The sequence below is a fragment of the Paenimyroides marinum genome (genome assembly GCF_900108395.1).
GTDB classification, from domain to species: Bacteria; Bacteroidota; Bacteroidia; order Flavobacteriales; family Flavobacteriaceae; genus Flavobacterium; species Flavobacterium marinum.
This window is the reverse complement of the sequence record NZ_FNXE01000008.1, coordinates 37547-50636: the sequence shown is the minus strand read 5'-3', so window position 1 is coordinate 50636 and position 13090 is coordinate 37547. Positions and strand designations below refer to the sequence as shown.

General features: G+C 33.3%; 12 protein-coding genes. 9 read left to right on the top strand and 3 right to left on the bottom strand.

The window, feature by feature from the left end; genetic code table 11:
* Positions 1 to 6 precede the first annotated feature (6 nt).
* The 6 genes from BLW20_RS04330 to smpB all read left to right on the top strand — a co-directional run bounded on the left by BLW20_RS04330 (position 7) and on the right by smpB (position 7454).
* Positions 7 to 369: a DUF2200 domain-containing protein gene (locus BLW20_RS04330; protein ID WP_091096731.1), complete on the top strand. Its 363-nt coding sequence runs from the start codon at positions 7 to 9 to the stop codon at positions 367 to 369.
* Positions 370 to 495: 126 nt separating this feature from the next.
* Positions 496 to 1689, top strand: coding sequence for an ADP-forming succinate--CoA ligase subunit beta (gene sucC / locus BLW20_RS04325; RefSeq protein ID WP_091096729.1), 1194 nt, complete (start codon positions 496 to 498; stop codon positions 1687 to 1689).
* 136 nt (positions 1690 to 1825) lie between these two features.
* Positions 1826 to 2500 carry a hypothetical protein gene (locus BLW20_RS04320; protein WP_091096727.1) on the top strand — a complete coding sequence of 225 codons (675 nt, stop codon included), beginning with the start codon at positions 1826 to 1828 and terminating at the stop codon, positions 2498 to 2500.
* Between the two features lie 192 nt (positions 2501 to 2692).
* Positions 2693 to 5236 (top strand): ATP-dependent Clp protease ATP-binding subunit, encoded by a 2544-nt coding sequence (locus tag BLW20_RS04315; RefSeq protein WP_091096725.1) that lies wholly within the window; start codon positions 2693 to 2695, stop codon positions 5234 to 5236.
* A gap of 74 nt (positions 5237 to 5310) precedes the next feature.
* Entirely contained in the window at positions 5311 to 6966 is a 1656-nt protein-coding gene (locus BLW20_RS04310; protein ID WP_091096723.1) for an ABC1 kinase family protein, read from the top strand.
* Positions 6967 to 7001: 35 nt separating this feature from the next.
* Complete coding sequence (gene smpB, locus BLW20_RS04305) at positions 7002 to 7454, top strand: SsrA-binding protein SmpB (protein WP_091096721.1); 453 nt, start codon at positions 7002 to 7004, stop codon at positions 7452 to 7454.
* A 74-nt stretch (positions 7455 to 7528) separates the two neighbouring features.
* Here the strand turns inward: smpB and BLW20_RS04300 are convergent, their stop codons facing one another.
* The 3 genes from BLW20_RS04300 to BLW20_RS04290 all read right to left on the bottom strand — a co-directional run bounded on the left by BLW20_RS04300 (position 7529) and on the right by BLW20_RS04290 (position 9618).
* A complete protein-coding gene (locus BLW20_RS04300) occupies positions 7529 to 8107 on the bottom strand; it encodes a hypothetical protein (protein WP_091096719.1) in 579 nt (192 codons plus the stop codon).
* Positions 8076 to 8570, bottom strand: a complete 495-nt coding sequence (locus BLW20_RS04295) for a hypothetical protein (RefSeq protein WP_091096717.1) — start codon at positions 8568 to 8570, stop codon at positions 8076 to 8078. Before BLW20_RS04295 ends, BLW20_RS04300 begins: the two co-directional genes overlap by 32 nt.
* 403 nt (positions 8571 to 8973) lie before the next feature.
* On the bottom strand, positions 8974 to 9618 hold the full coding sequence (locus tag BLW20_RS04290; protein WP_091096715.1) for a protein-L-isoaspartate(D-aspartate) O-methyltransferase: 645 nt from the start codon (positions 9616 to 9618) through the stop codon (positions 8974 to 8976).
* A 151-nt stretch (positions 9619 to 9769) separates the two neighbouring features.
* On the opposite strand from BLW20_RS04290, the gene BLW20_RS04285 reads away from it, so the two are divergent.
* The 3 genes from BLW20_RS04285 (at position 9770) to BLW20_RS04275 (ending at position 13086) form a co-directional block, all read left to right on the top strand.
* On the top strand, positions 9770 to 10735 hold the full coding sequence (locus BLW20_RS04285; RefSeq protein ID WP_091096713.1) for a Gfo/Idh/MocA family protein: 966 nt from the start codon (positions 9770 to 9772) through the stop codon (positions 10733 to 10735).
* Between the two features lie 92 nt (positions 10736 to 10827).
* Positions 10828 to 11718, top strand: coding sequence for a 3-hydroxyacyl-CoA dehydrogenase family protein (locus tag BLW20_RS04280; protein ID WP_091096711.1), 891 nt, complete (start codon positions 10828 to 10830; stop codon positions 11716 to 11718).
* Between the two features lie 150 nt (positions 11719 to 11868).
* Entirely contained in the window at positions 11869 to 13086 is a 1218-nt protein-coding gene (locus BLW20_RS04275) for a DUF1015 domain-containing protein (RefSeq protein ID WP_091096709.1), read from the top strand.
* The last annotated feature ends 4 nt before the right edge of the window (positions 13087 to 13090 follow it).

Genomic DNA, 13090 nt, shown 5'->3' with positions numbered 1-13090 from the left:
ACAACAATGAATACAACACAGGAACATAACGAACGAATTGCTAAAATGACCTTTGCTTCCGTTTACCCGCATTATATTACGAAGGTTGAACGCAAAGGCAGAACAAAAGAAGAGTTACATCAGGTAATTGAATGGCTTACAGGATTTGACGAAAAGAAACTGCAAAAGTTTATAAACGATAAAGCAACATTTGAAACATTTTTTGAAAAAGCAACATTAAACCCTAATGCACATTTAATAAAAGGTGTAATTTGTGGCTATCGGATTGAAGAAATCGAAAATCAGTTAACAAAGCAAGTAAGATATTTAGATAAGCTGATTGACGAGCTTGCAAAAGGTAAAAAAATCGAAAAAATTTTAAGAGCATAAAACCGCTCAACATCCTCAAAATTAGATATTTTTTGTTTTATTCGTTTATAAAACAACAATATTTCATTTTCCTTAGGCAAATTAAAACAAGTTTTATATTTTTGTACATCTAAAAAACAATAGGTAATGAATTTACACGAATTTCAAGGTAAACAAATACTTGCTAGTTACGGCGTACGTGTACAACGCGGTCATGTAGCTAATACAGCAGAAGAAGCAGTAACAGCAGCAAAACAGTTAACAGAAGAAACAGGTACAGGCTGGCATGTGGTTAAAGCACAAATTCATGCTGGTGGTCGTGGTAAAGGCGGCGGTGTTAAATTGGCAAAAAATTTAGACCAGGTAAAAGAAATTGCAGGTCAAATTATTGGAATGGATTTAATTACTCCACAAACACCTCCAACCGGTAAAAGAGTAAATAAAGTATTAATTGCAGAAGATGTTTATTACCCTGGTGATAGCGAAACTTCTGAATTCTATATGTCTGTTTTATTAAACAGAGCAACCGGGAAAAATATGATTATGTATTCTACCGAAGGTGGAATGGATATTGAAGAAGTTGCAGAAAAAACACCTCACTTAATTTTTACAGAAGAAATTGAACCATCTGTAGGGTTACAAGGTTTCCAAGCAAGAAAAATTGCTTTCAACTTAGGTTTGTCAGGTGCTGCCTTCAAAGAAATGGTTAAATTCGTTGATGCACTATACAAAGCTTATGTTGGTTGTGATGCTTCAATGTTTGAAATCAACCCGGTATTAAAATCATCAGATGATAAAATCATTGCTGTTGATGCAAAAGTTACATTAGATGACAACGCATTATACCGCCATGCAGATTACGCAGAAATGCGCGATACTACGGAAGAACGTCCAATTGAAGTGGAAGCTAAAGCAGCAGGTTTAAACTATGTTGATTTAGACGGAACTGTTGGTTGTATGGTAAATGGTGCAGGTTTAGCAATGGCTACTATGGATTTAATTAAGTATGCAGGTTTTGAACCGGCTAACTTCTTAGACGTAGGTGGTACTGCAGATGCTAAACGTGTTGAAATCGCTTTCCGTATTATTTTAAAAGATCCAAACGTAAAAGCAATCTTAATCAATATTTTTGGTGGTATTGTTCGTTGTGACCGTGTAGCTCAAGGTATTGTTGATGCATATAAAAACATGGGCGACGATATTAAAGTGCCAATTATTGTACGTTTACAAGGAACAAATGCCGATTTAGCAAAACAAATTATCGACGAGTCTGGTATGCCAATTTTATCGGCTATCGAATTCCAAGAAGCATCAGATCGCGTTAAAGAAGCGTTATCATAATTCAGATAATTCTAATCAAATATATAGTAAGTCCGATATAATATCGGGCTTATTTTTTTATTAAATAGTTTAAAATATTTTATCTTCAATAATATTATTTAAATTTTTACGTTATTTTCATAAAACTTTCTAAATAATGCGTAAAATTATAATTTATTCAATACTGCTTTTAGCTTCAACATCGTCGGCTTATTCTCAATCAAAATATAAATTTGGTGCACGAGCAGGTATAGATCTACTTTTAACCAAAAACGAACCAAATATTTTTGATATTGCAATATACCCTGCAATACCTTTAAAAGCAGGTTTCTTTATACGACGTGAACATGAATCAATAGATTTGCAGGTTTCTTTAACTTACAGTCGTCAAAAATTTTCAAAATCTTATAATTTAAATTATAAAGAATTTGAGGATTATAAATTTGACGAATTTTATACCGATAGTTACTGGGATTTAGAATTTAATATTATAAAAAAGTTAAATAATAATTTTAGACCTTTTTTTGGGATAGGTACTGTTTATAAAAGAAATCCAGGTTATTATGCACCATTTATATATGAAAATAAAGATGGGATTAAGATACTTTCGACAGAAGAAATTAGCAATGACAAAAGATTTAATTTTTATATAAATACAGGTGTAAGTTATTTGTTCAAATCAAAAACAATAAATATAGAACCTAGATTATCTTTAGGGTATACATTTGCAAACAGAGATATCACACATATTCAATTTTACGATAACAGCAATGCTACATTATCTTACAGAAAGTTATTTTATTCTTTTAGTTTTAATTTTATATTAAATTAATTAGTATAAAATATTTCAAATAAGTCCAGTAAATAAACTGGACTTATTTTTTTATATCAACTCAAAAAAATAATTCAAACCTCGCAGAATAATAAAAAACTTCTTATATTAGTTAATATCAAAACAACTGACAAAAAAAATTAAGGTACAGATTTTGATATGTTAAAGTAACAAACCCTAAATATTATAAAAATGGACGATAATTTTTCACCAAGAGTAAAGGAAGTAATTACCTTTAGTAGAGATGAAGCTTTACGTTTAGGGCACGATTATATTGGTACAGAGCATATCATGCTTGGTATTTTGCGCGAAAGCCAGGGCGAAGCAATCACGATATTACAAAACTTATCAATTGATTTAGATTTTCTGAAAAACCGCTTTGAAGCATTGATTCCGGAAAACCCTAATAAAATTATAAACACCGAAAAAAAGAACATTCATCTTACAAAACAAGCCGAAAATGCCTTAAAAAGAGCTTTTTTGGAAAAAAAATTATATAAAACCGATATGATCAACACAGGTCATATCTTAATGTCGATTCTTCGTAATACCGAAGATCCAACCACAATTCTATTAAATCGTTGCAAAGTTGATTACGACAACGCAAAACAAGAATTTGTAAGCTTGCTTTCAAATTCCGAATCGCTGAGTGAACAACCACTAAACAGTGCTTTTGATGATGATGAAAGAGGTGACAGTATGTCAGATAATTTCAACAATCCGTCAGCAGGTAACAAAGCGGGTAAAAAATCTAAAACTCCGGTATTAGACAACTTTGGTCGTGATTTAACAGAGCTTGCCGAAGAAGGCAAATTAGATCCTGTTGTGGGTCGTGAAAAAGAAATTGAACGCGTATCACAGATTTTATCGCGCCGCAAAAAAAACAATCCGTTGTTAATTGGTGAACCAGGTGTTGGTAAATCTGCCATTGCCGAAGGTCTGGCTTTGCGAATCATTCAAAAGAAAGTGTCGCGCATTTTGTTCAACAAACGTGTAGTTACCTTAGATTTAGCAAGCTTAGTAGCCGGTACCAAATACCGCGGTCAGTTTGAAGAGCGAATGAAAGCCGTGATGAACGAATTGGAAAAGAACGATGATATCATTCTTTTTATTGATGAAATTCACACCATTGTTGGTGCTGGCGGTGCAACCGGTTCGTTAGATGCCTCAAACATGTTTAAACCGGCATTGGCTCGTGGCGAAATTCAATGTGTTGGTGCAACCACTTTAGATGAATACCGTCAATATATCGAGAAAGACGGTGCGTTGGAACGTAGATTCCAAAAGGTAATTGTTGAACCTACTTCTGAAGAGGAAACCATTATTATTTTAAACAACATCAAACCTAAATACGAAGATCATCACAATGTAATTTATACACCAGAAGCCATTGAAGCTTGCGTAAAATTAACAAGCAGATATATGACTGACCGTTTTTTACCGGACAAGGCCATTGATGCGTTAGACGAAGCAGGATCGCGTGTACATATTACGAATATTGAAGTTCCGGACGATATTTTAAAACTTGAAAAAGAATTAGAAGAAGTCCGCGACAAAAAAACCGATGCCGTTAAACGTCAGAAATACGAAGAAGCCGCTGCTTTACGCGATGATGAAAAACGCATTGAAAAAGACTTAGCCGTGGCGCAGGAACGTTGGGAAGAAGATTCTAAAAACAATAAAATTACTGTTACCGAAGAACACGTTGCCGATGTTGTTTCAATGATGACAGGTATTCCGGTGAATAAAATTGCACAAGCTGAAAGTAAAAAACTGGCTACTTTACCCGATGCCATTAAAGGAAAAGTTATTGGTCAGGACGAAGCGGTGGCTAAAATCGCCAAATCAATCCAAAGAAACCGTGCCGGATTAAAGGATCCTAACAAACCCATTGGCTCATTCATTTTCTTAGGTCAAACCGGTGTTGGTAAAACACAGTTAGCTAAAGTAATTGCTAAAGAAATTTTCGATTCTGAAGATGCTTTAATACGTATTGATATGAGCGAATATATGGAAAAATTTGCGATTTCACGCTTAGTTGGTGCACCTCCGGGATATGTTGGATATGAAGAAGGCGGTCAGCTAACCGAAAAAGTGCGTAGAAAACCGTATTCGGTGATCTTGTTAGACGAGGTTGAAAAAGCGCATCCTGATGTGTTCAATATGTTGTTACAGGTTTTAGACGACGGACATTTAACCGATAGTTTAGGCAGAAAAATCGATTTTAGAAACACCATCATCATTATGACTTCTAACATTGGTGCACGCCAGTTGAAAGATTTTGGTACCGGAGTTGGTTTCGGAACCAAATCAAAACAAGAACAACAAGAAGAATTGTCTAAATCGGTTATTGAAAATGCTTTGAAAAAAGCGTTTGCACCTGAATTTTTAAACCGTATCGATGATGTAATTGTTTTTAATGCATTAGAAAAAGAAGACATTCACAAAATCATCAACATTGAAATTGAAAAATTGTACCAGCGTGTAAACAATTTGGGCTATCAATTAGAATTAACTGCTGAAGCCCTTGATTTCATTGCCGATAAAGGTTTTGATAAACAATATGGTGCACGACCTTTAAAACGTGCCATTCAAAAATATGTCGAAGATTTGTTAGCCGAAGAAATCATCAACGGAAACATTCACGAAAACGATGTATTGCTGATGGATAAAATAAAAGATGAAGATGAGTTGAAGGTAACGGTTAAAAACACCAATTCTTCTCTAAAAAATTAATATCACAAAACTTTAAGAAAGTAGTAAGAAATACCTTGCTACTTTTTTTATACCTTTTCATCAAGTAAAAAGCTATGAATCAAATCAGGAAAATTAAACGTATTGGCAGCGTAATCAGCATTTTATCAAAATATGGTTTTGATGATATTATTGCACGTACAAGTGCACAAAAATTTCTGCCAAAAGGTTTTGTAAGATCAAAACGCGGCGAAGAAATTTTTAAGTTGGGTGTTTATAAAAGAGTGCGGTTAGTATTAGAAGAATTAGGTCCTACGTATGTAAAATTAGGTCAGATGTTCAGCAACCGCGAAGACATTCTCCCGCCTGAAATGATTGCTGAATTAGCCGAATTACAAGACAATGTTCCACCAGAAGAACTGGATATTTATCAAAAACTGTCCGATGAACTTTTAATCGATCCCAAAGAACATTTTGAATACATCAATCCCACTCCCATCGCTTCCGCATCGATTTCCCAGGTTTATATGGCGCGGCTAATCAATGGTGAAAAGGTCGTTATCAAGGTAAAACGTTCCACGATCGATGAAATCATTCGGTCTGATATTATGATTATGAAGGATCTGGCATCCATCCTTGAAAAAAATTACGATGCTGCCCGAAGAATGAGTTTAAAACAGCTAATCAATTCATTCGAAAACAATATGAACCGGGAATTATCATTAACCAACGAATTTCACAATATTGAGAAATTCCGTAAAAATTTTGATTCCCGACCTGAAGTTTACGTACCTGAAACCTACAAAGATTTATCAAACAATAACGTGTTGACAATGGAATTTATTGATGGTTTTAAGGTCAACAACAAAGAAAAAATCATTGAAAACGGAATGTTGCCAAAAGATGTCGCTCAATTAGGCATTGTTTTGTTTATGAAAATGGTTTTAGAAGATGGTTTTTTCCATGCCGATCCCCATCCGGGAAATGTCTTTATAATGACTAACCAAAAGGTTTGTTTCATTGATTTTGGTTCGATGGGACAAATTATGAAAGGGGATATGGAACTGCTAGAAGGAATTATTGAAAGCTTTTTAATGCAGGATGCTAAAAAAATTATCCGTTTAACAAAACGCCTGGCAATTGAGTATCATATTGAAGATGAAAAAACATTGGAACGTGATATTTATGATATTTTCCACATGCTGGAACATTCATCGCTAAATGAAATCAATGTAAACGATATTGTAGCAAAAATAAAATCGATTATGGCAAATAACCGGGTGTTGATGCCCGAATTTATTTATTTGTTACTGCGTGGCATATCCATTATTGAAGGCATTGGCAAGCAGTTAGATCCCGATTTAAACGTTATGGAAAGCATGCGTCCGTATGCCAATGAGCTGGCTTTAAAAAAATACGGTCCCAAACAAATTGCCCAAAAATCAATAAAACACCTGAAAATACTGGCATCAAATCTTCAAAATTTACCTGATGATTTAACCATGTTGTTAGAGAAGATAAAAGACGATAAATTAAAAGTGAATTTTGAAGTAGAAGGTTTGGAAGATATGCGTAAAACGCTGCAGAATGCATCGAACCGTTTAACCTATGCTATTATTATTGCTGCTTTATCCATTGGTTCTTCTATCTTAATGATGGCAAAAATTCCACCTCTTTTCTTCGGAAATTCGTTTTTGGGTCTGATAGGATTTTTAATTTCGGGGATTTTAGGGATCGCCATTATTTATTCTATCTGGAAAAAAGACAAATAATTTTACAAAACACGAACTTTTACTACATTTGCAACATGCAAAAAAGTATAAACATATTAAACAAACGCGCTAAGTTTGAATACGAATTTATTGAAAAATATACTGCGGGAATTGTTTTGGCAGGAACCGAAATTAAATCTATCCGTTTAGGGAAAGCTTCCATTGCTGATAGTTTCTGCGAATTTCAAAACGGTGAATTGTTTATGATTAATTCGCACGTTGAAGAATATTCTTTTGGAACGCATTACAACCATAAGGCAAAAAGCGAACGAAAACTGTTGCTTAATAAAAAAGAATTAAAATCTTTACACAAAAGCGTACAAAATAAAGGTTTAACCATTGTTCCCCTGCGTTTGTTTACTAACGAAAAAGGTCTGGCAAAAGTGGAAATTGCACTGGCAAAAGGTAAAAAACTCTACGATAAGCGCGAAACCATTAAAGACCGTGAAAATAAAATTAACTTAGACCGATTGAAAAAAGCTTATTAGAAAAACTAATAAAGCTTTTTTTATTTTTTACGAAAAAAATGTGGTTCTCTGTATTTTTCTTGAAAATATAAGATTTACAATTCGTTCTTCTGTATTTTTTCATCTAAATACGAAAACAGCTCTTCTGACATTTTTTCTATTTTTCGACGTATTTTTTTCAAATCTTTAACTTCTTTCAAACGATGCATTTTATTAGGGTGTACACCAATAGGCAGGTCCGATAATTCTTTTTGTTGATTTAAAAACACATCTTTTTGTTGATTTAATTTAGCTAATTCTGATCTCAAAATGGCATTTTCTGCTTTCAATTTTTCAAAATCATAGTAATTAGAAAGTATCGTTTGTTTTGTTGTTTCAAAAATATCAAATAGTTCTTTTTTAGAATTTGCTAAAGAATTAATTGCCGCTACTCTTTTATCAAGCTGAATATTGTATTTTTTCCAATTGATAATTTTTTGGTAGGCTGTGCCTATCGAAATCACATTTTTTATATTCTTAATTTCCAATTCAGAATATTCCTCAGTATTTTCTACAACATAACTTTTTAGATTGATGTAATGTTTTAGATTAACTTCCAAATCAATTAATGTCTTTTCATCATTAGAAGCAATAATACTATTCTTAATCTTGTATAATATCTCCAGCTCGTTCATCAAAATTTAGTGTTTCAAACATTTTTTCAAAAATATAATTTTTTGCATTAACATTAAGGCTTTTACAATGTTTGGTAAGTTCGTTAATTTTAGAAAATTCTTTTTTTGGAAGAATTAATTTACAAAATTCTTTAAACAAAATAGCTTCATTTATCTGGCTTTCCAATTCTTTCTCAATATATCTTTTTTCAATTTCTAAATCATTAATGATATTTTCTTTTTTAGAATTATAATAATCGGTAATTTGCGTATATGATATATTTTGTAAAGCTAATGCTTTTTCTAAAGACGTAATAACCTTCTTTTTTTCATATTCATCATTACAAAAATGTATGATCTGATGTAATTCTGATTTTAAAAAAGCTATTTCTAAATAGATGCTCGTTAACTTTTCTATAGAAATAGAAACTAATAAATAATTTTGAAAGTCGGTTAATTTATCATTTATTTCATCAAATGTCATTTTAATACTCTTTATTAAATTTACGGAAACAATTGTTAATTATATTTTCTTTGTTAAATAAATTCTACCGCTCGTCTTTAGAAATATAATATAAACAACCTGTGGTGCAACGGGGTATAAATAGTGCAATTTAAACTTTTTTTATAACAGTACACGACAAAAAAATAAGCCACAGATTATCCTGTTTTTTAGCCACAGATACACAAATGAAATTTGATCCTTACAATCAAAAATGAACACAAATAAATGCTTTGCACTTAATTCTGAAGTCTTTAAAATTTCGACTCGTCGAAATTATCTGTGTACATTATAGTAATTTTAAAGAAATTAAAAATATAAATCTGTGCATCTGTGGCAATTATAATTTTTATCGTGTACTAAACCTTTTATTTATACTCAAAAATCACTTATTCTTATCTTCCAGCATGGGAACAAAACGAAAATCTCCAAATTCGTGTTGTTCAAAATGTGTTTCAGAAGTACGAATCAGCAACGTCATAATCTGTTTCTCTTCGCCCACGGGAATCACCAACCTGCCTCCTATTCTCAATTGTGCCATTAAAGGCTGCGGAATGTTTGGAGCACCAGCAGTAACAATGATACCGTCAAACGGTGCATCGGCAGGCAATCCTTTATAACCATCGCCAAACATCATAACACGCGGCCGATAACCCAACTTTGGCAATAAAACCGATGTTTTTCTGTACAGCTCATTTTGGCGCTCAATGGTAAACACTTTGGCACCCATTTTACACAAAACCGCCGTTTGGTAGCCTGATCCCGTTCCTATTTCTAAGATTTTATCATCGGGTTTTAACTGTAACAACTGTGTTTGAAATGCCACTGTATAAGGTTGTGAAATGGTTTGCCCGGCACCAATGGGAAACGCCTTGTCTTGATACGCAAAATCTTCAAAACCCGATTCTAAAAATAAATGACGGGGAATTTGCGACATTGCCTGTAATACATTTTTATCGTAAATACCTTTTTGAGCTAATATTTGAACCAATTGATTTCTTAATCCTTGATGTTTTGCCGTATCTTTCACTTTTATCTACTTACTTTTAAAACCAAAATTACGCAATATTTCAGAGTTTACATACGCTTTTAAACGTATTATTTTTAACTTTCGGGTAACTTTCACGTTATAAAGCCCTTCGATTTTCAAATATATTTTAACTTTGTAAAAAACATTCATTATGTTAAAAATTGGCGTTTTAGGCGCAGGTCATTTAGGAAAAATCCATTTACGGTTATTAAACCAATCGTCAAAATACGAATTGGTTGGTTTTTATGATGCTATCAACGAGAATGCTGAGAAAGTTTCTGAAGAATTTGGATACAAAGCATTTAATACCATCGAAGAATTAATTGCTGCAGTTGATGTGGTTGATATTGTTACCCCCACCCTTTCTCATTACCATTGTGCAGTTCAGGCAGTGAAGTCCGGAAAACATATCTTTTTAGAAAAACCCATTTCAAATACGGTAGAAGAAGCCGAACACATTATACGGTTGACTAAAGAATATAATGTAAAAGGACAGGTGGGACACGTAGAACGATTCAACCCGGCATTTAAGGCAGTTAAGGATAAAATCAAAAATCCGATGTTTATTGAAACACACCGCCTGGCAGAATTTAATCCAAGAGGAACTGATGTACCTGTGGTTTTAGATTTGATGATTCATGATATTGACGCCATTCTATCTGTTGTTCAATCAAAAGTAAAAGATATCCACGCTACAGGAACGGCAGTTATCAGCGATTCCCCCGATATTGCCAATGCACGTATCGAATTTGAAAACGGCTGTGTTGCCAACGTAACTTCGAGTCGGATTTCGATGAAAAATATGCGCAAAGCACGTTTCTTTCAAAAAGATGCTTATATTTCGGTAGATTATCTGGATAAAATCTGTGAAGTAGTAAAAATGAAAGATGCTCCTGAAATTCCAGGAGATTTTGATTTAATCCTTCAAAATGCCGAAGGCGTAAAAAAACAGATTTATTTTGACAATCCAAAAGTGGAAACCAACAATGCTATTTTAGAAGAATTAGAAACTTTTGCCGATGCCATCAATAACAACACAACTCCGATTGTTACATTAGAACACGGCACAGAAGCATTGAGAATTGCCCACAGAATTATTGATTGTTTTGGAAAATAAAACCTTCACAATTGAGGTTAGATACAAATAATTAAACAAGATTCTAACGAAGTCAATCACAAATTAAACAAATAAAATTCAAACTAAAATAAATGAAAACAATAGCAGTTATAGGAGCCGGAACCATGGGAAATGGAATTGCCCATACGTTTGCTCAAAGCGGATTCACCGTTAAATTAATCGATATTTCAGACGCTTCTTTAGAACGCGGAATGAAAACCATTGCAACAAACCTGGATCGCATGGTTGCTAAAGGAACAATTTCTGAAGATGACAAACACAAAACCATTGGAAACATCATTACTTATACCGATATGAAAGACGGTGTAGCGGGTGCTGATTTAGTGGTAGAAGCAGCTACTGAAAACATCAATTTAAAGCTAAAAATCTTTGAACAGTTAGAAGAACTGACTAACAGCAATGTAATTTTAGCTACCAACACCTCTTCTATTTCCATTACGCAGATTGCTGCAGTCACTAAAAGAGCAGATAAAGTAATTGGTATGCACTTTATGAATCCGGTGCCAATTATGAAACTGGTTGAAATCATCAAAGGATATTCTACTTCAAAAGAAACATTTGACACCATTTACAATTTAAGCAAAACCCTTGGGAAAGTTCCTGTTGAAGTAAACGATTACCCGGGATTTGTGGCAAACCGCATTTTAATGCCTATGATCAACGAAGCCATTGAAACGCTTTATAACGGAGTTGCCGGGGTGGAAGAAATTGATACGGTAATGAAATTGGGAATGGCACACCCTATGGGACCGCTTCAGTTAGCCGATTTTATTGGGTTAGATGTTTGTCTTTCTATCTTAAACGTAATGTACGACGGCTTTAAAAATCCTAAATATGCACCAAACCCATTGTTAGTAAATATGGTAATGGCAGGAAAATTAGGTGTAAAATCGGGCGAAGGTTTCTACGATTACGCAGAAAGCAAGAAAGCAGACAAAGTTTCGAAACAATTCAAGTCTTAAAGTTCAAATGACAAACGTCTTAAAGTCGGTTATTGTATTATTACAAACTTTAGATTTTAAGACGTTTACATAAAAAATCAAATATCATAAAGTCAAATATTATTGTCATTATAAACTTTCGACCTTAAGACTTTTTACTATAAAAACATCATGGCAGAAATAATTCCTTTTAAAGCGGTACGTCCATCGGCAGATAAAGTAGCATTGGTGACTACCCGTCCGTATGACGAATATTCCGCAGCAGAATTGGCTTCGTGGTTAGATTTTAATCCGTTTTCATTTTTACACATTGTAAATTTTGCATACATCAATCAGGAAAAAATCGATCCTATTCGTCGTTATCAAATGGTAGCAACAAAATATTCTGATTTTAAACGCGACGGAATTTTGCTTCAAGACGAAAAACCTGCTATGTTTTTGTATCAAATCAAAACAAAAAAGAACAATTTTATAGGTATTTTAGCTGGAACTTCGCTGCAAGATTATCAAAATAACGTCATTAAAAAACACGAAAATACTTTACAATATCGTGTTGAAAATTTAAAGGATTATTTTAATGAAACACGTTTTAATACCGAACCGGTTTTAATGATGTATCCCGATTGTGAAGAATTACAACACTGGATGACAAAAAAAATGTTAGATACACCTTTGTATGATTTTTCGACCACCAATCGCGAACGCCATGTGGTTTGGAAAATTGATACTGAAGAGGAGCTGAATTTTTTAAAAGATACATTTGATAAATTTCCTAATTTGTACATAGCCGATGGGCATCACCGATCGGCTACTTCAGATTTGCTGCTAAAAGAAAACGGAGAACGAGCCAGCGACAATATGAATTATTTTATGAGTTATCTGATTTGCGAAACAAAGATCCAGATTAACGAATACAACAGATTGATTCATGATTTAAACGGAATGGAATCTGATGAATTTTTACATATTTTGAAAAAGGATTTTACTGTTGAAAAAGTACACGAATATTGGAAACCTCACAAAAAATATAGTTTTGGAATGTATTTAGACGGTATTTTTTATTCGTTAACATTGAAAAACATTCCCGATTCAGACAATGTGATCGAACATTTAGATGCCCAGATTTTATATGAAACCATTTTGCATCCATTGTTAAATATTAAAGATTTAAGAACCGACAGCAGAATTACCTATATTCCGGGTAACAAAAACATTGTGGAGTTAGTCAATAAAATTGATAATGGCGAATATAAAGTAGGTTTTATTTTGTATCCGTCATCTATCGAAGAAATTAAAACATTGGCAGACAACAATTTAACCATGCCCCCCAAAAGTACTTATATTGAACCCAAATTAAGAAACGGATTAATTATTTACGAATTTCAATAGCGAT